The organism is Donghicola tyrosinivorans (genome assembly GCF_003003355.1).
In the GTDB taxonomy this organism is placed as follows: Bacteria; Pseudomonadota; Alphaproteobacteria; order Rhodobacterales; family Rhodobacteraceae; genus Donghicola; species Donghicola tyrosinivorans.
This window is the reverse complement of record NZ_PVTQ01000010.1, coordinates 68243-91759: the sequence shown is the minus strand read 5'-3', so window position 1 is coordinate 91759 and position 23517 is coordinate 68243. Positions and strand designations below refer to the sequence as shown.

The 23517-nt window shown below is 61.9% G+C and carries 21 protein-coding genes; 9 read left to right on the top strand and 12 right to left on the bottom strand.

Features of this window, described 5'->3' with window-relative positions; all coding sequences use genetic code 11:
• Positions 1 to 189: 189 nt before the first annotated feature.
• Complete coding sequence (locus tag CLV74_RS14380) at positions 190 to 1107, bottom strand: LysR family transcriptional regulator (protein ID WP_106266043.1); 918 nt, start codon at positions 1105 to 1107, stop codon at positions 190 to 192.
• An 89-nt stretch (positions 1108 to 1196) separates the two neighbouring features.
• Between CLV74_RS14380 and CLV74_RS14375 the strand changes: the two genes are divergently transcribed.
• From CLV74_RS14375 to CLV74_RS14360, 4 genes are read left to right on the top strand one after another with little or no spacing between them, the layout of a single operon-like run.
• Positions 1197 to 2156, top strand: a complete 960-nt coding sequence (locus tag CLV74_RS14375) for a TAXI family TRAP transporter solute-binding subunit (RefSeq protein ID WP_106266040.1) — start codon at positions 1197 to 1199, stop codon at positions 2154 to 2156.
• 1 nt (position 2157) lies between these two features.
• Positions 2158 to 4026, top strand: a complete 1869-nt coding sequence (locus CLV74_RS14370; RefSeq protein ID WP_106266038.1) for a TRAP transporter permease — start codon at positions 2158 to 2160, stop codon at positions 4024 to 4026.
• Entirely contained in the window at positions 4023 to 5318 is a 1296-nt protein-coding gene (locus CLV74_RS14365; RefSeq protein ID WP_106266035.1) for an acyclic terpene utilization AtuA family protein, read from the top strand. The genes CLV74_RS14370 and CLV74_RS14365 overlap by 4 nt, the downstream gene beginning before the upstream one ends.
• A complete protein-coding gene (locus CLV74_RS14360) occupies positions 5305 to 5613 on the top strand; it encodes an AtuA-related protein (RefSeq protein WP_106266033.1) in 309 nt (102 codons plus the stop codon). The genes CLV74_RS14365 and CLV74_RS14360 overlap by 14 nt, the downstream gene beginning before the upstream one ends.
• Here the strand turns inward: CLV74_RS14360 and CLV74_RS14355 are convergent.
• From CLV74_RS14355 to CLV74_RS14325, 7 genes are all read right to left on the bottom strand, one after another.
• Entirely contained in the window at positions 5605 to 6630 is a 1026-nt protein-coding gene (locus tag CLV74_RS14355; protein ID WP_106266031.1) for a YeiH family protein, read from the bottom strand. The genes CLV74_RS14360 and CLV74_RS14355 overlap by 9 nt on opposite strands.
• Positions 6631 to 6729: 99 nt before the next feature.
• Positions 6730 to 7788, bottom strand: a complete 1059-nt coding sequence (locus CLV74_RS14350) for a TRAP transporter substrate-binding protein (protein ID WP_106266028.1) — start codon at positions 7786 to 7788, stop codon at positions 6730 to 6732.
• Between the two features lie 29 nt (positions 7789 to 7817).
• Positions 7818 to 9107 (bottom strand): TRAP transporter large permease, encoded by a 1290-nt coding sequence (locus tag CLV74_RS14345; protein ID WP_106266025.1) that lies wholly within the window; start codon positions 9105 to 9107, stop codon positions 7818 to 7820.
• A 1-nt stretch (position 9108) separates the two neighbouring features.
• Positions 9109 to 9696 carry a TRAP transporter small permease gene (locus CLV74_RS14340; protein WP_106266022.1) on the bottom strand — a complete coding sequence of 196 codons (588 nt, stop codon included), beginning with the start codon at positions 9694 to 9696 and terminating at the stop codon, positions 9109 to 9111.
• A 54-nt stretch (positions 9697 to 9750) separates the two neighbouring features.
• A complete protein-coding gene (locus CLV74_RS14335) occupies positions 9751 to 10248 on the bottom strand; it encodes a flavin reductase family protein (protein WP_425430982.1) in 498 nt (165 codons plus the stop codon).
• Positions 10245 to 11135, bottom strand: a complete 891-nt coding sequence (locus CLV74_RS14330) for an aldo/keto reductase (RefSeq protein ID WP_106266018.1) — start codon at positions 11133 to 11135, stop codon at positions 10245 to 10247. The genes CLV74_RS14335 and CLV74_RS14330 overlap by 4 nt, the downstream gene beginning before the upstream one ends.
• Positions 11135 to 12289 carry an LLM class flavin-dependent oxidoreductase gene (locus tag CLV74_RS14325; RefSeq protein ID WP_106266016.1) on the bottom strand — a complete coding sequence of 385 codons (1155 nt, stop codon included), beginning with the start codon at positions 12287 to 12289 and terminating at the stop codon, positions 11135 to 11137. Before CLV74_RS14325 ends, CLV74_RS14330 begins: the two co-directional genes overlap by 1 nt.
• 113 nt (positions 12290 to 12402) lie before the next feature.
• On the opposite strand from CLV74_RS14325, the gene CLV74_RS14320 reads away from it, so the two are divergent.
• Positions 12403 to 13128, top strand: coding sequence for a GntR family transcriptional regulator (locus CLV74_RS14320; protein WP_106266013.1), 726 nt, complete (start codon positions 12403 to 12405; stop codon positions 13126 to 13128).
• Between the two features lie 19 nt (positions 13129 to 13147).
• Positions 13148 to 14290, top strand: coding sequence for a Gfo/Idh/MocA family protein (locus tag CLV74_RS14315; protein WP_106266011.1), 1143 nt, complete (start codon positions 13148 to 13150; stop codon positions 14288 to 14290).
• 70 nt (positions 14291 to 14360) lie between these two features.
• Here CLV74_RS14315 and CLV74_RS22855 read toward each other — a convergent pair whose 3' ends face one another.
• Both CLV74_RS22855 and CLV74_RS14310 read right to left on the bottom strand, forming a co-directional pair.
• On the bottom strand, positions 14361 to 14525 hold the full coding sequence (locus CLV74_RS22855) for a hypothetical protein (RefSeq protein ID WP_170108069.1): 165 nt from the start codon (positions 14523 to 14525) through the stop codon (positions 14361 to 14363).
• Between the two features lie 156 nt (positions 14526 to 14681).
• Entirely contained in the window at positions 14682 to 15272 is a 591-nt protein-coding gene (locus CLV74_RS14310; protein ID WP_106266008.1) for a LysE family translocator, read from the bottom strand.
• 202 nt (positions 15273 to 15474) lie between these two features.
• Between CLV74_RS14310 and CLV74_RS14305 the strand changes: the two genes are divergently transcribed.
• Both CLV74_RS14305 and CLV74_RS14300 read left to right on the top strand, forming a co-directional pair.
• Positions 15475 to 18078: a cation-translocating P-type ATPase gene (locus CLV74_RS14305; RefSeq protein WP_106266006.1), complete on the top strand. Its 2604-nt coding sequence runs from the start codon at positions 15475 to 15477 to the stop codon at positions 18076 to 18078.
• Positions 18079 to 18174: 96 nt separating this feature from the next.
• On the top strand, positions 18175 to 19974 hold the full coding sequence (locus CLV74_RS14300) for a PHA/PHB synthase family protein (protein ID WP_106266004.1): 1800 nt from the start codon (positions 18175 to 18177) through the stop codon (positions 19972 to 19974).
• A gap of 77 nt (positions 19975 to 20051) precedes the next feature.
• Here CLV74_RS14300 and CLV74_RS14295 read toward each other — a convergent pair whose 3' ends face one another.
• Together CLV74_RS14295 and CLV74_RS14290 are read right to left on the bottom strand one after the other, a co-directional pair.
• Positions 20052 to 20594 carry a YaeQ family protein gene (locus tag CLV74_RS14295; RefSeq protein WP_106266002.1) on the bottom strand — a complete coding sequence of 181 codons (543 nt, stop codon included), beginning with the start codon at positions 20592 to 20594 and terminating at the stop codon, positions 20052 to 20054.
• Between the two features lie 142 nt (positions 20595 to 20736).
• Entirely contained in the window at positions 20737 to 21765 is a 1029-nt protein-coding gene (locus tag CLV74_RS14290; RefSeq protein ID WP_106265999.1) for a trans-3-hydroxy-L-proline dehydratase, read from the bottom strand.
• 190 nt (positions 21766 to 21955) lie between these two features.
• Between CLV74_RS14290 and CLV74_RS14285 the strand changes: the two genes are divergently transcribed.
• Positions 21956 to 23443 (top strand): FAD-dependent oxidoreductase, encoded by a 1488-nt coding sequence (locus tag CLV74_RS14285; protein WP_106265997.1) that lies wholly within the window; start codon positions 21956 to 21958, stop codon positions 23441 to 23443.
• The last annotated feature ends 74 nt before the right edge of the window (positions 23444 to 23517 follow it).

Sequence of the window (23517 nt, the reverse complement as noted above, 5' to 3'; positions counted from 1 at the left end):
GGTAGACAGCGTCTCTCCTCCTCCCTGACGGTGTCTTGAAAATTCAGGCGGCACACATCTCCTCCTCCCTTGTGTGTCGCCTTTTTCTTTTCCCCCAAGCCCAAAGACCAAAACCCGCTGCCTTCATCTGGGCAAAAATACCACGGGGTGCGGGGCAGAGCCCCGCGAAGGCCAGCCACAAGCGAAACCTCACTCTTTCAGATCACCCGATCCCATCTCGCGGGTGAAAACCGCCATGAAGGCGCGGGCGGCAGGGGACATGGTGCGACCGGGCTGGCGCACCAGTCCGATCCGGCGACGAATACCAAAGTCCTTGATCTCGCGCCGGATCAGACGCTCTGTTGGCAGCACCGCCAAAGTCAGTTCCGGCAGTGCCGTAATCCCGAGCCCCGAGGCAACAAAAGCCCCTGCGGTGGCAAGATGGGCGACCTCGAAACGGGGCGACAGGGGCCGGCCCAACCGCAGGCAGGCGCTGTCCAGCAATTCGCGGACCGAGGTGCCCTGCGCCATGGCGATAAACGGCATCTCGACCAGTTCCGCCCATGTATAGGCGCGATCCTCGGCCAAGGGCCCGTCCGGCGCGCCGATGGCCAGAAACACATCCTCGGTCACCGGCTGGAACGCCAAGCGCGACCGCGTGATCCCCGTTCCAGCCGTAAAGCCAATGTCCGCGCGGCCCGATTCCACCACCTCGATCACGCTTTCAGACAGGGCATCGACAATCTTCAAATCGATCTGCGGATATTCGCTGGTGAACCTCCGCAAGATGCGCGGCAAGAGCGCCGCCGTAACCGAGGGCAGACCCGCGATCGTCAACTGCCCGTGTCGCGCGGACAGATGGGCGTCGAATTCTGACTGAGCATCTTCGGCGGTGTTCACCATCCGCTCGGCGATACGGGCCAGCACCGCACCGCTGGTGGTCAGCACCACATTGCGGGTGTCGCGGTCAAACAGCCGCGTCCCCAGCCGCTCTTCCAATGCGGAAACCTGCCGCGACAGGGCCGATGGCGACAGGCGCAGGGCCTCGGCGGCGGTGCGAAACCCGCCCGTGCGCTGCAGCATCAGCACCGCTTGGTAATCGGCCAAAGAGATATTATTGCGTTTCATGCATCAATTATGCCGAACTTGTCTATTTCCGCAACAGACAAGCCCGCGCAAGATACCCCTGCCCATTAGAGGCACCAAGGGAGGACATTATGAAACATACTTTCGCCGCGCTCATGGGCGCGACCCTGCTGGCGTCGCCGCTGGCCGCTCAGGACAAGGATCTGCTGATCGGCTCGACCTCGGCCTCGTCCAGCCACTACGGCTATTTCGTCGCCGTCGGACAGCTGATCAATGAAAACGCCGAAGGGCTGAAGGCATCGGTCGTAGAGACCGGCGCGACCATGGACAACATCCGCCGCATGGCCCGCGGTCAGGTGGATCTGGGTCTGGTCACCACCAATGCCGTGCAGCACGCGGTCGCTGGCACCAACGCCTTTGACGGCAACGCGCAAGACCTGCGCCTGCTGTGGGTCTACACCAACGCACCTCAGAACGTGATCGTCCGCGCCGATGCGGGCGTGGACAGCCTTGCAGGGCTGGCGGGCGAGCGCTTTAACCCCGGCATCAAGGGCGGCTCGACCGAAGCCACCACCGAGGCGGTCTTCAACACCCTTGGCCTGTCGGCGGACTACGTGCGCGGCTCGACCACGGATATTGTCGGCGCGATCAAGGACAACCGCGTTGCGGGCTATGTGAAATCGGGTTCGGGTCAAAAGCTGGACGGCTCGACCATGGATATCGCCGTCTCCACAGAGATTGCCGTTCTGGGTCTGTCGCCCGAACAGGCTGACACCCTGCGGGCCAAGATGCCTGATATCTCGGTCGTCGATATCCCCGCCGGCGCGGCAGAAGGTATTCCTGCCTACAGCACCTGGGCCTTTGGCGTCGGCGTTGCGGCTCCTGCCAGCATGGACGATGACACCGCCTACAAGATCGTCGCGGCGATCATGGCCGATGACAGCGCACAGGCCAACGCGATGGCCAGCCTGAAGGGTGCCGATCTGGCCCAGATGACGCTGGATTATGGCACCGTGCCCCTGCACCCCGGCGCTCTGCGCTGGTTTGAAGAGCAAGGCATGGACGTGCCTGCCAAACTGAAGGCGCAGTAAAATGCGTTTTGCGAACTTCCAGACCGTTCAGAAGGGGTTGGCGATCCTTGTCGGCGCCTTTGTCTTCTACACCGCCGCCACCGGCCCGTTCGAGGGGCTGATCCAGCGGGCGCTGTTCCTGATGCTTGTGACCGCTCTGGGGTTCGCGCTTTATCCACTGGGGGCTGGCAAAAGCTGGCGTCCGGTGGGCATGGCAATTGACCTTGCGCTCTGCGCCGCCACGCTGGCGGCGGGCGGCTATATCATCGTGAACTACGATGAAATCATGACCTCGCTGCCGTGGGCAACGACACTGGACAAAGCCCTGACCGTGGGACTGGTCATGGCCGTATTGGAGTTGGGACGGCGCACCGTGGGGCTGATCTTTCCGGTGCTGGTGCTAGCAGGCATCGCCTACGCCCTTTTCGGAGACCTGCTACCCGGTGCCCTGCGCCATCGCGGCTTTGACGCCGCCTTCGTGACCGAGACGATTTTCCTAGGCGATCTGGGCATCTGGGGCATGCTGACCGGCGTTGCCGCCACCGTCATCGCGGCATTTGTCCTGTTCGGTGCGTTGCTGCTGCATTCGGGCGGCGGGCAGGCGTTTATGGATCTGGCCATGCGTCTTGGGGGCCGCCAACCGGGAGGCGCGGCCAAGATTGCCACCATCGCCAGCGGGCTGTTCGGGATGATTTCCGGCTCGGCTGTGGCGAATGTGGCGACCACCGGCAACTTTACCATCCCCATGATGATCCGCCTTGGCTATCCCCGCCCCTTCGCCGCCGCGGTTGAGGCCGTGGCCTCGACCGGCGGGCAGATCGCGCCACCGATCATGGGCGCCGCCGCCTTTGTCATGGCCGAGATTTTGGGCGTTCCCTACACCACCATCATTCTGGGCGCGATTGTTCCTGCGGTCCTGTTCTATGCCTCGGTCTTTGTGACAGTGCATTATGTGGCCGTAAAACGCGGGCTGGCCGTGGTCCCGTCCGAGGAACTGCCCGCATGGAACACCATCCTTGCGCCCCGCCGCGTGGCCCCGATCCTATGCGCCCTTGGCGGGCTGGGGATCGGCATCTGGATGGGACGCTCGATCGCGACGGCTGCTTTTTACGGAGTGGTCGGCCTGCTGATCGCCTTTGTGGCCACCGAATGGAACCGCCTGTCCCCGCGCCAGATGATCGGCAAGATCATCGACGGGCTTGAGGATGCGGGCAAAGGGCTGGTCATCATCGGGGTGCTGCTGGCAGGGGCGCAAATCCTTGTGTCGATGATCAACCTGACGGGGATCGGGGTGACTTTGTCTTCGCTGATCGTCTCGCTGGCCGGGGATAGCGTGCCGCTGGTGGCGTTGATTGTGGGTCTGGTTTGCCTGATCATGGGTATGGGTCTGCCCACCACTGCTGCCTATGTGCTGGTGGCCGCTGTGCTGGCCCCTGCCATGACCGCTGTGGGCGTCGATCCGCTGGCCGCGCATCTGTTTGTCTTCTACTTCGCCACCATTTCGGTCATCACGCCACCGGTCTGCGTCGCGGTCTTTGTGGGATCAGGGATTGCCAACACCAACTGGCTACCTGCCGCGGGCCAAGCGGTGCGCCTTGGCGCGGTGACCTATCTGGTGCCCTTCCTGCTGGTCCTTTACCCCGGCATGCTGTTGCAAGGCGGACCTCTGGCCATTGCCGAGGCGATCTTGGGCGGCATCGCCCTTGTGATGGCTGTGCCTGCGTTGCTGGTTGGCGTGTCGCTGACCGGCACCCGTGCGCTGGACATCGCGATCCTGCTGGTGGTGATCGGTCTGGCCCTCTGGCCGAACCCCGTCACCCCCGTTCTGGCACTGGCCCTGTTCTTTGGCGCGACCAAATTCGGCAAACAAGGAAAAGGAGCGCTGGCATGACCTTCCGCATCGGATGTGGCGCAGGGTTCCAAGGGGACCGGATCGATCCCGCGCAGGATCTGGCTGAACGGGGCGGGCTGGATGTGCTGGTCTTTGAATGTCTGGCCGAGCGGACCATCGCGCTGGCCCAACAGGCCAAACTGGCCGATCCCGCTACGGGCTATGATCCGCTGCTTGAGGCACGCCTGCGGGCCTGCCTGCCCGGTTGCGCCCAGAATGGCACCAAGATCATCACCAATATGGGCGCAGCCAACCCCCTTGCGGCGGCGAAACTCGCCCAAACCATTGTCGCGGAACTGGGGTTATCCCTGCGCGTCGCGGCAGTGACCGGCGACGATGTGTCGGACCGGATCGCGGGCTATGCGCTGGATGAAACGGGTGGATTGGCAGAGGCCTTGGGCACGCGGCTGGTGTCCGCCAACGCCTATATCGGGGTCAAAGGGATCATCGCGGCGTTGGACCAAGGGGCCGATATCGTCATCTGTGGCCGCGCCTCTGATCCGGCGCTGTTTCTGGCGCCGATGGTGCATCACTTTGGCTGGTCCTTGGACGATTTCACCCGCCTCGGGCGGGGTACGCTGGTGGGGCACCTGCTGGAATGCTCGGCCCAAGTCACTGGCGGGTATTTCGCCGATCCGGGCGTTAAGGATGTGCCCGATCTGGCCAACATCGGCTTTCCGCTGGCCGAGGTGTCCGAGGACGGCAACGCCGTGATCACCAAACTGGACGGGACCGGCGGGCTTGTCAGCCCCGCCACCTGCACCGAGCAGTTGCTCTATGAAATCCACGATCCCGCCGCCTACCTGCAACCGGATGTGATCGCTGACTTCTCGGGGGTGACGCTGACGCAGGTGGGGCCGGACCGCGTGGCGGTCAAAGGCGCTGACGGGCGTGCGCCCACGGGGCGGCTCAAGGTCTCGGTCGCCTATCGCGACGGATGGCTTGGCGAGGGGCAGATTTCCTATGCAGGCGCAAATGCCCGCGCCCGCGCCGATCTGGCCGCGCAAATTCTGGACCAGCGCCTGACCCAGCCCCAGATCAGCCAAAGGCTGTCACAGGTCATCGGCACCGACAGCGATGTGCGTCTGCGCTATGCCACCCGCTGCGCCGACAAAGCCACCGCCGAGCGTGTCGCCCAAGAGGTCGAGGCCCTTTACCTCTGCGGTCCCGCTGCGGGCGGCGGGGTGACCAAGACGGTGAAAGAGATCATCGCCATCGCCTCGACCCTGATGCCTGCGGGCTTTGTACCCACCCGCGCCAACCTGTTGGAGAGTGCCGATGAAGCTGCATGACCTTGCCCACGGCCGCACCGGCGATAAGGGCGATACCTCCAATATCTCGGTCATCGCCTATCGGGCGCAGGATTTCGACCGCCTGCTTCAGGCGGTGACCACAGCCCGCGTCGCTGCCCATCTGGGTCAACCGGTTGGGGCCGTGACGCGCTATGTCCTGCCGCAACTGGGGGCGATGAATTTCGTTATTCGCGGGGCTTTGGCGGGGGGCGTGACCCGATCACTGGCATTGGATGCCCACGGGAAATGCCTGTCCTCGGTCCTGCTGGACATGCCCTTGCCTGACCTAGACTAGCCCGTACAGCAGCGGCACCAGCACCATCGCGGCCAATGCGACAGTCTGCACGGCGATCATCGCGATGGCCGTGCCGCCCACATCTGCCAACTTCGCGATCGAGGTTTTCATGCCCACCGCCGCCACCGCTGTGACCAGCAAGGCGCGGGACAGGGTGGATGTGACCTCGGTCACCATCTGGGGCACCAAATGGAACGAGTTCAACGCTGCCAGCACCAGAAAGGCCGCCACAAAGCCGGGCAGCAAGGGCGGGCGCTTGCCTGATGAGGCTACCTGACGGCGCATCACCAGCGCACCGATCAGCACCACTGGCGCCAGCATCGTGACGCGGATCAGCTTGACCACGGTGGCCACATCGCCGGTTTCCTCGGACACGGAATAGCCCGCACCCACCACTTGGGCCACGTCATGGATTGTCCCGCCAAGGAACAGGCCAGTCATATGCACATCCAGCCCCAGCCCTTCGGCGATGATCGGGTAGACGATCATCGCAAGGGTCGAGAAGGCCGTGACAGAGATCACGGTGAAGGATAGATCACGCTCGGCCGTGTCGCGGTCCGGCAGGATCGACGAGATCGCCATCGCCGCAGACGCTCCGCAAATCGCCACCGACCCGCCGGTCAGAAACCCGAAGGCGCGATCCTTGCCCACAAACCGCGACAACAGGACCGAGGCCAGAATGGTCATCGCCACGCAGACCCCGATCACCAGCACGAACCCCCAGCCGATCTGCCGCACCATATCAACCGAGACCCGCAGCCCCAGCAGCGCCACCCCGATCCGCAGCATCCCCTTGGCGGCGAAACCGACACCGGGGCCGATGTTTTCATGCTCGGACAGAAAGTGGAACGGGATGCCAAGCAGGATCGCCATCAGCATCACCGGCGCGCCGTAATGGTTCGACAGGAACTGGGCTGCCATCGCCAGAACCATGACAAAGCCCGCACCGGGCGCAAGGATTTTGGCCTGCGCGACCACATCGCGCGGGTTATAGAGGGCTGAGAGAAGGGCGCTCATGAAATGTCCTAGGAAGTTGGCCTTGGTCCGATGCCGCCGCGAGGGCGATCGGACCAAGGGAAAGGCGCGCCACCCCAACGACGGCGCGCCTTAGGGCAATTACTGGATATCGCGGGCGCGATCTGCTTCCAGTTCGGCAGTGGCCTCGGCCACGGCGGTTTGCAGGGCGGCAAAGATTTTCTCGCCGCCGGTCACATTGGCACCGAACCATTCGTAGACGGGCTGAACCGCATCGGCGAAGGCCTGCTTTTCTTCCGGTGTCGGCACATAGAGATCACCGCCACCCGCGACAAAGTCCTTATACGCAGGGATCGACTTGCGCTTGGGCGAGGCAAAAGTGGCCTGTTGCAGCGCATAGAAGCCATCGACCACCACGCGGCGGGCATCCTCGGGCAGGGCCATGAACTTTTCGTTCGACATCCACCACAGAGCGCCCATGTAGGCGTGACCGTCCAGCGTGACATATTGCAGACCCGCTTCGGGGAACTTCATCGACATGATGTCGGTGATACCATTCTTGGTGCCCTCGACCACGCCGGTCTGCAGCGAGGTGAACAGTTCGGGCCACGGGATCGGGGTGGGCGCAGCGCCCAAGGCGCGGACCAGTTCCTGCGGCAGGTCGGCAACCACGGTGCGCATCTTCATGCCTTCCAGATCGGCGGGGGCCTGCACGCGCTTTTTGGTGTTGGCAAAGTTGCGCCAGCCGCCGGTGTTACCGATGGTCATCAGACGGATCGCGCCGCCGGAATCCTCCAGCGCCATATCACGCATGGTGCGGGTGAAATCGCCCGACAGGACCATTTCCGCAATGCGGTCATCCTGCATCACGTAAGGCAGGTCCAGAACCTGAACATAGGGGAACAGACCCGCCGCGCCGCCCGAGGTCGAGATATAGACGTCGATCGAGCCATCGGCCACGCCCTGAAGACACTCGGCCCCGTTGGAACACAGCTGCGTGCCCATGTAGATCTCAACGGCGATGGCCCCGTTCGAGGCGCTTTCGACATAGGATTTAAAGACCTCAAGGCCGTCATAATCCTCATCGTTTTCATTTGAGTTGGCGACGGCGCGGATGGTATAGTCCTGCGCCATTGCGGGGACGGCAAGTGCCGCCGTCATCAGTAGCGTTGCCGCTAATGTCTTGGCTTTCCCGAGCATATTATCCTCCCTAATACTCTGGATTGGTCTTAATTCGCGAAGCCCGTCAAACGGGGGATCGTCATGGACAGCGCGGGGAAATAGGTGATCAGAAAGATCACCACGATCTCGACCGCGAGGAATGGAAGAATGGCCTTTGCGATGGTTGTGACCCTTTCACCGGACACGGCAGAGGCCACGAACAGCACCAGCCCCATGGGCGGCGTTGCGAGGCCGACGGTCAGGTTTACACACATGATGATGGCGAAGTGGACGGAATCCACGCCCATGCCAATGAACACCGGCCCCAGAATCGGCCCCAAGATGATGATCGCAGGGCCTGCGTCCAGAAACATGCCCACGACGAACAAGAGCAGGTTGATCAGGAACAGCAGGATCAGCGGGTTCTGGGTCAGGGTCAGGATGTAATCGGCCATCATCTGCGGCGCGTGCGACAGGGACACCACCGTCTTGAACGACATGGCCGCACCCACCAGCAACAGCACCACCGCCGAGGTCAGCCCCGCCTTGCCAAGCACTTCGGGCAGTTCCGATACCCGCAGGCTGCGCAGAACGAAAAGGCTGATGATAAGCGCATAGGCCACGGCGACGGCTGCGGCCTCGGTCGGGGTGAAGACGCCGCCCAGAATGCCGCCAAGGATGATGACGGGGGTCATTAGCGGAAAGAAGGCCTTCAGGCTGGCCTGCCCCCGCTCGCCCCAAGAGTATTTGCGCGAGGCAACGGGGAAATCGTAGCGATCAGCCATGACCTTGATCAGCAGCATCAGACCAACGCCCACCATCACACCCGGCACCAGACCGGCCAAGAACAAGGCGGCCACGCTTTCACCCATCACATAGGCGTAGATGATCATGATGCCCGAGGGCGGAATGATCGGCCCGATGACCGAACTGGCCGCAGTGATCGCTGCGGCGAACTTGCGGGTGTAGCCCTGTTTCTCCATTGCGGGGATCAGCATGGACCCCAGCGCCGAGGTATCCGCCACAGCCGAGCCCGACAGCCCCGCAAACAGCATCGAGGACAGCACATTCACATGAGCCAGACCGCCGCGAAGGTGCCCCATGAAGGCCTGACTGAACTCGACCAACCGATGGGTGATACCGCCGCGGTTCATAATCTCGCCCGCCAGCATGAAGAACGGGATCGCCATCAGCGGGAAACTGTCCATGCCATTGTAAAGATTGCGATACAGCAGCGTCAGGTCACGCTCTTGCCCGTTCAGCAGCAGCAGAATACCGGGCGCGGCCAGTAGGCCGAAAAAGACCGGCAAGCCGATCATCAGGAACACAAGAAACAGGGGCAGGAACCAGATCAGCATCTTATTCGGCCCCTTGGGTCTGGCCCATATCGATGGGCGGCAGATCGCGGTCAGAGGTCAGTTGGAACAGGTTGCGCAGGATCAGTTCAATATTCACAAGGATCAGTAGAACCACCCCAACAAAGATCGAGGCCATCATCCAGCTGCGCGGCACCCGATACCATGCGCTGAAATCCAGCGCCGTCGGGATGTAAAGAGAGGCCGAGGCAAAACGCCCGCCAAGGCCCGTGACCTCTTTCCAGCCGATCTGTACAGCGACAACCAGCACCGCCAGACTGACCATCAGCAGCACAAGGTTCAGCAAACTGGCCACGCGGCGCGGCATCATCGATGGCAGCACGTCAATCGCCACGAACCCGCCACGGCGGAATGCGGTGGGGGCCATCAGGCCGGTCATCCACAGCATGCAGAACCGCGCGGCCTCATCGGGCCACGGCAGGGCATTTCCCAACACATAGCGGCAGAAGACCTGCAACAGCGTGACCGCAACCATCACCGCAACGGCAAAGATGCCGATCCCGCGACCGACCATCAACAGACGGTCATTGATCCCTGACAGCAGCCGAAGCAGCCCGTCGAATAGCACCATTCATTCCTCCCACCACTGAACAACGCGCCCTCCTCCAAAGGCGCACTGCTGTGGTCAATTCAAATCGATCCTCGCAACGCGCCCGCCAAAGAAAGCCAACGGGTCTCCATATTGCATCGTAGCTTGTAACACTTCGCCGACAATGATCGCGTGATCGCCCGCTTCATGAACCGCGTGGCGGCGACAATCAAAACGGGCAAGGCAGGCGGGCAGCACCGGCACCCCTTCGGCATTCTGATCCAGTTGGGTTCCCAGCAAAGCGCCCGCATCCTTGGCCACTGCCCACGCCAGATCCTGCTGATCAGCGGCCAGAACGTGGATCGCGTAATGCTCGGCCCCTGCAAACAGGGGATAGCGGCGCGAGGCGCGGGCAGGCGACCACAGGACCAAAGGCGGGTCCATCGAGACCGATGAGAAACTGTTGGCCGTGATCGCAACGCACCCCTCGGGCCCGCTGGTGGTGACAATCGTGACGCCAGTTGCAAAGAGACCAAAGGCATCGCGCAGGGCGCGGCCATTGCTTGGCTCTGGCACGAAACTTTGCAGCATCATGCCACCTCACGGCCCAAGGCCGCCTCATACAGTTGGAACCACTGCACGCGGGTCAGCTTGACCTTGCAGGCGTCCGAAATGCTGGCGATCCGGCTAAGTGAATTGGTCCCCAGCACCGGCAGGATTTTCGCGGGGTGCCGCAGCAAGAAGGCCACCGCAATCGCCGCACGGTCCACGCCGTTATCGGCAGCCATCCCATCCATCAGACGGGTCAGCGCCGTGTCAGAGGTCATCAAACTGCCACCGCCCAAGGGCGACCACGCCATGACCGCATCGCGCTGGCGCTGATGAAAGGCCAGATCGCCATCAGTAAAGGGATCAATCCGCGCCAAGGATACCTCGATCTGGTTGGTCACCAGTCGGTTCGTCATGGCGCTTTGCAGCAGTTCCACATCCCACGGACGAAAGTTCGAGACCCCCGCCGCGCGGATTTTGCCCGCCTTGATCAGCGCATCCAAAGCGCCGCCGGTCTCGTCATGGTCCATCAGCGGATCGGGGCGATGGATCAACAGAAGATCGATGTAATCGGTACCCAAATCCCGCAGCGAGCTTTCCACCGAGGCTGCAATATGCGCCGCCGAGGTGTCATAATGCTTGCAGGCCACATCCGCGTATTTGCCGCAAGGGGCGACGATATCGCATTTGGTGACGATCTCCAGCCGCTGACGCAGTGCGGGATCAGCCTTCAGGGCCTGACCCAAAACAGCCTCGGCGGTGTAATCGCCATAGATATCCGCCTGATCCAGTGTTGTGATGCCTTGATCAAGGCAGGCGTCGATCTTGGCGCGGACATGGGCCGCTGAGGTGTCGGGATCATCCCCGATCCGCCACATCCCATAGACCAGACGGGAAAAGCTTAGGTCTTCGGTCAGTGCAACACGTTCCATCAGCGGCGCTCTCCTGCGCCAAGGGGCGTCTGCGGCAGAGCCGCAGGCACGCGGTCCCAGACCCTGTTCAGCTGGCAGGTTTTCATCTGGGGCAGCACGCGGGTGCCAAAGTGCTCGGCCTCATCAATATGGGGATAGCCCGACAGGACGAACGCGCGAATGCCCATGTTTTGCAGCTCTTCCAGCTTGGAAAGCACCTGATCGGTCGAGCCGACAATCGCCGCACCGCAGCCAGAGCGCGCCCGTCCGATGCCGGTCCAGAGGTTGGGCTCGATATAGCCTTCAAGGTCGGCTAGTTCGCGGTTGCGGGCCTGATGGCTGACCCCAAGACTGCCCGCATCCAGCGCCCGTTCACGGATCGCTTTGCCGTAGTCATCATCCAGCTTGCTGGCGATGTAGCGGGCGTATTCTTTGGCCTCGGCCTCGGTGTCGCGCACGATCACATGGCTACGAAAGCCATAGTCCAGCGTGCGCCCGTATTTCTCGGCAGCGGCATTGGCGGCCTTCATGCGGTCGGCGATATCCTCGGATTTCTCGGGCCACATCAGGTAGACGTCGCAATGCTGGCCGCACAGGTCCAGCGCATCGGGGGAATAGCCGCCGAAATACAGCATCGGGCCGTTTTTCTGGTAGGGCTTGGCCGGATCGGTGGTCAGACCTTCGAAATTATAGACCTGTCCCTGATAGGTGATCTGGTCCTGCGTCCACGCCTGCTTGAGGATCTCGACCACTTCGCGCGACCGCTGATAGCGGAAAGAGCTATCCGCCTTCTCTCCCGGAAAATCGGACGAGATGATGTTCACCGTCAGCCGCCCCTGCAGCATGTGATCCAGCGTCGCGATGGTGCGGGCCAGCATGATGGGCTGCATCTCGCCGCAGCGCACAGCGGCCAGCAGGTTGATGCTTTCGGTGATCGGGGCGCAGCCTGCCACAAAGCTTAGGGTGTCCTGCCCCACCTGATAGGACGAAGGGCACAGGATGTTGCCAAAGCCCTGCCCTTCGGCGGTTTTCACAATGTCCGAACAATGCTGCCAAGACGACCGAAGATCGCCATCCGGCACCCCGAGGAACTGATAATCATCCGAGCAAAGCGCCGAGAACCAAGCCACCTCGACCGCATCGAGATCGGCAGATGTTACGGGTACGACCGTCATGATTTCCTCCCCAGAAAGCCTCCGAACTTTCCACTTGCATAGCTTTGTCTTTGATGTAGATCAATGGTGTATCAATTTTTTCCAGAAGCTGGGATCGCGGAGGAGGCGAAAACATGCCGGAAAAAAGCAGGAAATCTGCGAACCGCCCCGACGCGCTGCCGATCTACATGCAGATTTGCGAATTGGTGATCCGCGATATCGCGGCGGGACGCCTGATCGATGGCCAGAAACTGCCGCCCGAAAGGGACTTTGCCAAAGCCCACGGCACCACTGTGCGCACCCTGCGTAAAGCCCTGTTAAAGCTGGAAGAAAAGGGCCTGCTAGAGCGTCGCCAAGGGTCGGGAAACTATGTCAAAGCGGGCGGTCAGGCCCAGTCCGTCTACTCCATGTTCCGCCTTGAACTGGCCGAGGGTGGCGGCGGCCTGCCCACCGCCGATATCCTGTCCGTAGACCACCTGCCTAAAGACCCTGCGCAGCCGAAATACGGCACTTCGGACCACGGAACGCGCTTTCGACGTCTGCGCTATCTGGACGATGTGGTGATCGCAGTTGAGGAAATCTGGCTGGACGCGGACGCCGGTCAAATCCCGCGCGACAAGGTGCAGGATTCGCTTTATCTGACCTACAAACAGACCCTGCAACTGTGGATCACCCGCGCCGAGGATCGGGTGGGAATCGGTCAGGTGCCCGAGTGGGCTCCGCCCGAATTTGCCCTACCCGCTGGCACCACCACCGCCTATATCGAGCGCCTCTCATGGGCCCAAGGCACGCAGGCGGTCGAATTTTCGCGCACTTGGTACGACACGTCCAAGGCGCTCTACGTACAGCGCCTAATCTAAGAACAAGGGAGGAGAACCCATGACCACGGACACGCTGGCCGATTGCGGCACCCGTACCATCACCTATGGCGTCATCGGTTGTGGCATGATGGGGCAGGAACACCTGCGCAACATCGCCCTGCTGGACAACACCACTGTCGGCGCGATCTATGAGCCTGACGCCGAGATGCGCTCGATCGCCCTGAGGTTTGCCCCCGATGCGTTGCTTGTGAACAGCCTAGAGGCGCTGTTGGAAGTGCCCGATCTGGACTGCCTGCTGATCGCCAGCCCCAACTTCTGCCATGTAGAGCAGCTTCAGCAGATCGCGGCCAAGCGGCCCTTGCCGGTGCTGGTGGAAAAACCCCTATTCACCGATCCCGATCATGCCAGCGCAATCAATGACTTTGCCGCCAGCTATCCCGCGCCGGTCTGGGTGGCGATGGAATACCGCTACATGCCCCCCGTTGCCAAACTGCTGCAAGAGGCCGAGGCGGTAACAGGCGGCATCAAGATGCTGACCATCCGCGAACATCGCTTTCCCTTCCTGCCGAAAGTCGGCGCGTGGAACCGCTTCAACCGCTACACCGGCGGGACATTCGTTGAAAAGTGCTGCCATTTCTTTGACCTGATGCGCCTTGCTTTGCAATCGAACCCCGTGCGCGTGATGGCAATGGGAGGCCAAGCAGCGAACCATCTGCATGAAAGCTATGACGGCGAGGCACCCGACATTTTCGACCACGGCTATGTGATGGTGGAATTCGAAAGCGGTGTCCGCGCCATGCTAGAGCTGTGCATGTTCGCCGAAGGCGCCCGCTATCAGGAAGAAATCTCGGCCGTGGGCCCCAATGGCAAGATCGAGGCGCTGGTCCCAGGCCCCGGTCGTTTCTGGCCTGCCCATCTGGGCGCGGCACCTACGCCGCAGGTCATCGTCTCGCCCCGCTATCCCAAAGGGCCGGAAGTGCGCGAGATCCCCGTTGACCCCACAATTCTTGAGGCGGGCGATCACAATGGATCGACCTTCTACCAGCATCAGGGGTTTGTAGAACTTGTGCGCGGACAGCGCGACGCGCCCGAGGTCTCGCTTCAGGACGGGAAATGGGCGGTGATCATGGGGATTGCGGCGCAACGGTCCATGACCGAAGGGCGCGCGGTGCTGATCAGCGAACTGACAGGCGGTGACTGATCCCTGCTTTTCACGGGCAAGGACCAATAGCACAGTCCGGCGGCGCATCACGCGCCGCCCGCAAGACGGCTTAGTCTTTCTTGTTCTTCTCGGCGGCGGCTTTCATCCGCGCCAGCAGCTCGGCCTTGGGAGGCTGCTTGCCATAGGGGTTCTTTTCGGTGCCCTTGGCGTTATGCTCTTTATGGCGCGGCTTGTTGCTGCCCATTCTGGCACCGCCCGATTTGCTGTAATCCATGATCTCTTACCTTGATAGGTTTCTGGCCGTGATCGGCTGCTGGCGGCCTCATGCCCCAATGGCGTGCGCCCCACAAGAGAGCTTTGACGTAAGGCCGCCTCTCTCATAGCGCAATCCGGCCAAAACCCAAAGGCCCGAAGCCAAAGCGCTGCGCGGTCAGACCAGTTCTAACGCGGCCAAAATCACCACGATCAGCATGGATGCGGCCATCGCCTTGTTGATGATCGAATGGGCGCGGGGCGAAAGGTTCAACTGATGCACCTTGATCCCCGCCCACAGCCACAGCAGATGGATCGGCACCCAGATCATGTTCATGATCAGAAACTTGGCCAGCACCTCGGTCCAGTAGCTGTCAGGCAGAAAGCCAAAGCCGGTGTAAAGCGCGGTGTTCACCGCATAGGCTTTGGGGTTCATCACTTGCAGCAGGATACCCCCCGACAGGCCAGGCGGGCTGGCCCGCTGGATGAATGCCAGCTTTGATCCGGCAAAGGCGATGCGGAACGCCAGATAGGCCAGATAGCCGAAGGACAGGGTGAACAGCACCACCCGCAGCCGCGGGTCTGCCAGCACCAGCGCCGCAAGCCCGCTGATCACCGTCAGCCCCACCAAATTGGTGCCCACAAACAGCCCCGACACATAGCGCAGCCCCGCACGCCCGCCGAAACTGGCCCCGACCCCTGCGGTAGACAGCACCCCCGGTCCCGGAGTGATGATCAAAAAGAAAACGGCCAAGGCGAATGTCAGCAAGCCAGCGCTCCTATAATCGCGCGTGATCCTTGCGCCTTACCAGTTCAACGGGCAATTGCTGGTCAATTCAAGAGCGGTTGGCCGAGAAGACCGTAACCCCACGCCCCACAACACAATCGCGCGAGACCTTGACCCATCGCAAACCGCCCGAGCCAAGGGCGCGATAACATGCGGCTGAATGATAGCAAAAAGGCACCTCTCCATGCCCGACCGCACACAGGCAATGACTGACGGCCTGACCACTCAGCAAGTACAAGAGGCCCGCGCCCGCCACGGCTGGAACGAATTGCCCGAGGGCAAGCCACCGTCGCCCATTGCGGTCTTTTTGCGCCAGTTCAAAAGCCTGCTGATCCTGATCCTTGCGCTGGCGGCGGTAATCGCCTTTGCCTTGGGCGAGCTTATTGACGCGCTGGCCATCGGACTGGTGCTTTTGCTGAATGCTGTGCTGGGGTTCGTACAGGAATGGCGGGCCGAAACCGCCCTGCGCGCCCTGAAAGCCATGCTGGCCCCGATGGCCGTAGTGCGGCGCGACGGGCAGGAAATGCGCCTGCCTGCCCGCGAAATCGTCCCCGATGACGTGGTGATCCTGCAAACGGGTGACGCGATCCCTGCGGATATGGACCTACTGACCGGCGAAGGTGTCCAAGCGGATGAGGCCGCCCTGACCGGCGAATCCGTCCCCGTGACCAAAACCCCTTTGGGCGAAGGCGACGATGGGCGCCTGCTGGCAGGCACCTCGCTGGTCGCTGGACGGGCCGAAGGGCGCGTCACCGCCATCGGGGCGGACACCAGCTTTGGTCATGTGGCGAAACTGACGGCCTCGGTCGGGGAAAAGCAATCGAACCTGCAACAGCGGCTGGCGCAACTGGCCGAGCAGATCGCCGTGGCCGCCATCGGCATTGCTGTGCTGGTTATCGGGGTGGGCATCTTGGTCGGGCGGCCTGTGTTCGACATGTTCATGACGGGGCTGTCCTTGGCCGTGGCATTGGTGCCCGAAGGGCTGCCGGCGGTTGCCACCATCACCTTGGCCTTGGGCGCGGCGGCAATGGCGCGGCAAAAGGCGCTGGCCCGCCGCCTGCAAGCGATTGAAAGCCTTGGCGCGGCTTCGGTCATCTGCACGGATAAAACCGGCACCCTGACCGAGAACCAGATGACCGTGACGCAGGTCCACACGGCAGAGGGCCTCTATGAGGTGACAGGCGCGGGCTATGATCCCACCGGCCACATCGCGCAAGACGGACACAAGCGCCGTGCGGGCGACGATCCGCTGCTGGCGCAGGTGCTTGAGACTGCGCTGATCTGCAATCACGCCTCATTGGCCCGTGCGGGGGACGGCTGGCAGATGATCGGCACCCCTACCGAGGGGGCGCTGGTGACGCTGGCCTATAAGGGTTGGGCCCCCGCCTGCCCCGCAGACGACCGTCTGGCCGAGGTGCCCTTTACCAGCGACCGCAAACGCATGAGCGTTCTGGCCCGCACAGGTGATGGCGCGGTTCTGCATGTCAAAGGCGCACCTGAGGCGGTGCTGGAGCATTGCTCAGAGGTCATGACCGCCAGCGGGCCCCGCCCGATGACGCCCGCCGATAAAGACGGACTGACAAAGGCTTACGGGGATATGGCCCGCACCGGCCTGCGCGTGCTGGCGCTGGCCTGCCGCACCGCCGCGCAAGGGGATACCGAGGAAACCGGCCTGACCTTCCTGGCCCTTTTGGGCCTGATCGATCCCCCCCGCCCCGAGATCGCCAGCGCCCTGAAGGCTGCCCGCAGCGCAGGCATCCGCACCATTATGATTACCGGCGATAGCCCCCTGACAGCGCGGGCAATTGCGGACCGGATCGGCTTTGACGACGGAGACGTGCTGGAAGGCCGCGATCTGGACGACATGAGCGATACGGCCCTGCAAGAACGCCTGCGCCAGCCCGCCCATTTCGCCCGCACCCGCCCCGAGCATAAACTGCGCATCGTCGCCGCCCTTCAGGCAGGCGGACAAATCGTAGCGATGACGGGCGACGGGGTGAACGATGCCCCTGCCCTCAAAAGGGCCGATATCGGCGTGGCGATGGGCATTCGCGGCACGGATGTGTCGAAAAGCGCCGCCGATCTGGTGCTGCTGGATGACAACTACGCCACCATCGTCACCGCCATCCGCGAAGGCCGCCGCCAGTTCGACAACCTGCGCAAGTTTGTGCTGTACCTGATGTCCTCGAACGCGGGCGAAGTGGTGGCGATTGTCGCAAACCTCGCCCTTGGCGGGCCGCTAATCTTTCTGGCTACCCAAATTCTATGGATGAACCTGATCACCGATGGCGTGACCGCCGTGGCCTTGGGCGTTGAAAAATCCGAGCAGAACCAGATGGAGCGCCCGCCCCGTCGTCCCGATGCCCCCGTGCTGAACCGGCGGGGGTTCCGGACCATCGCCTCGTTCGGTCTTTATACCGGCGCGGCTAGTCTTTGGCTTTTCTATCACACTCTGCCCTTGGGCGTGGAGCTGGCGCGGACAACGGCCTTTACCGGCATGGTGGTCTTTGAAAAGGTCAGCGTCTTTGCCTTCCGCTCATTACAACAGCCCTGCAGCCGGATCGGCTGGCTGTCGAACCGGTTCCTGATCATCGCCTTCTCTCTCAGCCTGTCGATGCAGGTGCTGGCCGTTTACTGGGGACCGCTGCAAGCGCTGTTGCAAACGGTTGGCCTCGGACCGCAGCAATGGGGCCAGATCGCCTTGGCAGCACTGCCGCTGATCGTGCTCCCCGAGGGCCTGAAATTCATCCGATCACGCAAGGGTGTTCACGGCGCAGGGCACTCATGACGTAGATCAAACCACCAAATGCGCATTCGGCGTTATGCTTTGAACACACCCGCGCCTTTGGTGCGCCCGATGCCTTGTTTTAAAGGATGTCCCGTGATGGCCAAGAAGACCGCGACCACCGCTAACGACACCGTGGTACCCTTGAAATCCAACCTGCCCGCGGTGGTCCAAACACCCCCCTGTGCAGGGCAAGACCCAGAAGGGCCAGAGCATCCTTACCGGATGCTAGACCGCGCTGCGCGGGCAAGTTTGGCGCGGATGACGGGTGGGGTCTCGCCCCATTCGATCTTTGCGGCATGGAGCGATTGGGCACTGCATCTGTCCCGCTCGCCTGGTCGGCAGTTGGAACTGGCCGAACACGCGGCGCAGAACGCGGGCAAGCTGGCGAGTTTCGCCCAAAACCCTGCGGGTGAGGCGCCTTTCAAGCCCTCGGACTATGATCACCGGTTTACCGATCAAAGTTGGGCCAAGCTGCCCTTTGCACTATACGCCCAAAGCTTTCTGGCCATGCAGGATTGGTGGAACGCGGCCACGGACGACATGCCCGGCTTTTCCAAAAGCGATGCCGAGCGGACGCGGTTCCAGATGCGCCAGACCCTTGATCTGATCTCGCCTTCGAACTTTCCATGGCTGAACCCGCAGATCATTCAGGAAACCGCCCGCACAGGCGGGGTGAACCTGATCGAAGGGGCAGCTCATTTCACCGAAGACATGGTCCAGACCTTGACCCAGACCCACAAGCGCCCGCCCGAAGGGTTCCAGATCGGCAAGGATCTGGCCTGCACAGAAGGCAAGGTGGTCTACCGCAACGATCTGTTCGAGCTGATCCAATACAGCCCCACCACCAAGGACGTGCATGCGCAGCCGCTGCTGATCGTGCCTGCATGGATCATGAAGTACTATATCCTTGATCTGTCGGCCCATAATTCCATGGTGAAATATCTGGTGGATCAGGGCTTTACGGTTTTCATGATCTCTTGGTGCAACCCTGATGCGGATAAGGCCGAGATGTGTCTGGAGGACTATCGCATCCAAGGGGTGATGGCCGCGCTGGATGCCATTGGCGGCATCGTTCCCGATCAGAAAATCCACACGATGGGCTATTGTCTGGGCGGCACGCTGCTGTCGATCACCGCCGCGACCATGGCACGGGACGGGGATGACCGTCTGGCCACCGTGACACTGTTGGCCGCCCAAGTGGATTTTGCCGAAGCGGGTGAATTGCTGCTGTTCGTGGATGAAAGCCAGATCGCCTTTATCGAGGATCTGATGTGGACCCAAGGCTATCTGGATCGTCCCCAGATGACCCGCACCTTTGCCACCATCCGCGCCGAGGATCTGATCTACACCCGCGCGGTAAACCGGTATTTTCTAGGCAAGGACGATCTGCCCTCGGACATTCTGGTGTGGAACAATGACACCACACGGATGCCGGCGCGGATGCACTCGGAATATCTGCGGGGGCTGTTTCTGGAAAACCGCCTAACGGCGGGGCGCTTTGCGGTTGAGGGACGAGTGATCGCGCTAAAAGACATCTCGGCCCCGATGTTCGTGGTGGGCACCGAGACCGACCACATCGCGCCTTGGCGGTCTGTCTATAAAGCGCGGCTGTTCACCGATCACGAGTTGACCTTTGTGCTGACGAACGGCGGGCACAACGGCGGCATCCTGAGCGAGCCCGGTCACAAGCACCGCCATTATCGCGTTGGCCTGCGGGTGGCGGATCAGCATTATCAAGGGCCGGACGAATGGCTGGAGCAGCACACGCCGATTGAGGGATCGTGGTGGCCAGAGTTCGCCGGCTGGCTGGCTGCACATTCAGAGGGTAAGGGCGCACCCCCCGCTATGGGCAAAGCCTTATGTGACGCGCCCGGCACCTATATCTATCAAGAGTAGCTTGGCGAGGCTCGCGGGGCTCTGCCCCGCACCCCGAGGTATTTTCGCCAAGATGAAAGCAGCGGGGGCTTTGGGGGTTAGTCGTTTTTCCAGACTTCGGGGGTCAGGTAGACCATCTGGTCATCGAGGCTGACCATGATCTCTCCGTCCTGAATATTGACCTGTAGCTTCATAGCGCGGTTTGCCAATTGAGCCAGTGCGGCTGTGTCCTCTTCCTTGAGGTTCACGACCTGAAGGTTGTTGAAGCGGGTCGTGCTGTTCTTGATCTTGTCCCACCACATGTTCGCAGTGCGGCCACCATAGGCGTAGATGGCGACCTTTTTGGATTTGGCGCAGGACTGGCGGACCAGTTTTTCGCTGGGAAGGCCGAGGGCGATCCAGAGGTCGATCTCTCCGCTGAGGGATTTCTGCCAGATGTCAGGCTCATCATCGGTGGAGATGCCTTTGGTCATCTCAAGCGCTTCATGGGCGTTCAGGGCGAAAGCGATGAGGCGCACCATCAGGCGTTCGTCGGTTTCCGAGGGGTGCTTGGCGATGGTCAGCTTATGCGTCTCATAGTAATGGCGGTCCATGTCCGAGACGGAAAGTTCGACCTTATAAATCGTGGCATTCTGCGCCATGGCAATGTCCCCAGTCCTGTAAGATCGGGATGCGTACCGCGGGGCGGGCTGTTTTGAAAGCAGATAGCGACGTGTGTGTGTCGTATGCCTGATGGCGCGACATAAATACCATTTTTCAGGTGCCTGTGCAGCGTGAAGCGCCCTAGCGGGCGCCCCATGTGTCCGACAGGCGGTAGCCTTGGGGCCACGGATCGCTTGGATCCAGCATGTGCTGGTGGGTGCCGGTGATCCAACCACGGCCCGATATTTCAGGCTCGATCGCGGGAAGGGTGCCGACGGTGGTTTCGCCCATGATCTGGCCGGAGAATTGCGAGCCGATCACCGAACGGGCGGTCAGGCGGTCACCTGCTTTCATGATGCCCTTGGCGTGCAGCACGGCCATGCGCGCAGACAGCGCCGTTCCCGTGGGCGAGCGGTCCACTTTGCCCGGTTGGATTGCCACGGCGGCGGTGGTTTCAAACCCGTCCGGTCCTTGGGTCAGCGGCCCTGCGAAAAGGCAGAACGAGAAATGCTGCCAGTCGGGGTTTTCGGGATGATCAAAGGTCAGTTGCGCATTCGCGGCGTTGGTGATTTGCACCCCCAGTTTAGCGATCCTGTGCGCCTCTTCAGCGGTGACGTTGATCCCCAAGGCCTGAGCATCCACGATCACGAAACTGTCGCCGCCATAGGCGGTGTCTACGGTGATCTGCCCCAGCCCATCGACCTGCAAAGGCACGCCCAGTTGGGCAGCGAAAGAGGGGACGTTGCGCACGAAAATCCGCTCGGCCTTGCCATTGCGGCATTCGGCGCGGACGCGGACCAGACCTCCGGGCGCCTCTAGGGTCATGTGGGTTTCAGGCTCTTGCATGGGGACCAGACCGCCATCCAGCAGCACGGTCGCCACGCAGATCGAGTTCGAACCGGACATGGGCGGGGTGTCTTCGGGCTCCATGATAATCCAGGCGGCTTGGGCCTCGGGGTGCTTGGGTGGCACCAGCAGGTTCACATGGCGGAAGACACCGCCGCGCGGTTCATTCAGGACAAAGTTCCGCAAGGTTTCATCCTGCGCGATCCAGCGGCTTTGTTGCCAGATCGTGTCCCCCGGAGGCGGCAGGACGCCGCCCACGATCACATCGCCAACCTCGCCCTCGGCATGGGCGGAAATCACGTGGATGGTCTTGATGGATCGCATGGCGGGGCACCTTCAACTGCGGCGGGGGTTGGAGCCAGCTTTTCCAAAGTGTTCATCCATGTCAACAAAAAGTACATAGGTGAACATTTTATGTTGAACGGGTGAAATGCCCTGCCTAATCTTGGGCTATTGCCGCGTTGGGAACCCGATAGAGGTGCCGCGCTACCCCTTTGAAACAAGGTATTTGCCCATGCCACGCCCTGTCCTTCATGACCTTGGCCAGACCCACTGGGATGTGGTGGTGGTTGGCGCGGGGGCTGTGGGGTGTGCCTCGGCGCGGGAGCTGGCAGGGCGCGGGTTCAAGGTCTTGCTGGTGGATCGGGGGGATATCGGGGCGGGGACGTCTTCGCGGTCCAGCCGGATGCTGTATTCTGGTCTTGGGTATCTGGCGGTGCGCTACCCGCTTTGGCAGATGGTGCTGCACCCGATCGATATGCTGCAACGGTTGCTGTACACCCGCGACGTGATGCGCTGTCGGGCAGAACTGGCACAGCAGATGCCCCAGCACCTGACCCGCCACCGCTTTGCCTATCCCTTCCGCAAAGGGGACCGCTATCCGCCTTGGCTGGTGGACATCGGCTTTCGTCTGGTTGAGGCGCTTGGCGGCTGGAAGGTGCCTTTATCGTATCGCCGCGTTGCGCCTGAGGTGGCGGCGGAGGACTGCCCATTGGCGGCAGGGCTGGGGAAAGCGCCCCGTAGTATCGGGCTGTTTGAAGAATATATGTACGCCTGGCCCGAACGCATCTGCGTGGATACCGCGCTGGATGCCGAGGCGCGCGGGGCGACTTTGCGCACCTATACCCGTGTCACAAGCATCACGCAGCAGGACGGCGGCTGGATTGTCACCTTGCAGGATGCAGCAGTGCCCGACAGGGCGCCAGTCCATGCCGCCTGTGACATGGTGATCAACGCCGCTGGCCCTTGGGTAGACCGGCTGACCGGCGCGGGGGGCGATCAGGCGCGGCGGATCGTGGGGATCAAAGGCGTGAACGTCATGGTCAAGCTGCCAGATGCGTGGCGCGGTCAGGGGCTTGAGGCATTCTCTAGCAAGGGAGAGCCCTATTACGTTTTCCCGTGGCGCGATCACCACTTCATCGGCCCGACAGAGACCCATGTGACCGATGATCCCGACACCATCCGCGTGTTGGATGAAGAGATCGACTATATCCTTGCTGAGGCTAACATCCTGTTTCCCGATTTGGGCCTGACGCGGGCAGATGTGCTGCATACGTGGTGCGGGGTGCGGCCTGTGACCTCGACCGACGGGACGACGCCGCGCAATCTGGTGCGGGCGGTGCAAAGCCCCGATGCACCGGGGCTAGTGACGATGACAGGCTCGACCATCATGTTACACCGGCATGCGGGACGCCTTGCGGCTAGGGCGGTTGAGCGGCATCTGGGCCGTCGCGGCCCCGCGCCAACAGGCCCCATCCTGCCCCCCGATTATGACGGCATTGGTCAACGCCTGAAGGCCGAGCATGTGGTGCATCTGACCGACCTTATCCGGCGGCGCTTGCCGGACGGGCTGGACCCCGATCTGGGCCGCGCCCGCGCCGAAGAGCTTTCGCACATCGCCGCAGCCGCCCTTGGCTGGAATGAGGCACAACGGCTGAATGAACTGCGCCTGTTCGCTGAGGATACCGCCCGTGTCTATGCCAGCACCCCCGCGGCCAAGTGATATAAGCCATTGATCCCGAAAAGGTCTTCGACCAATCTGACGGCAAAGCCGTAGGGCTTTGGATTGCTGGCCAA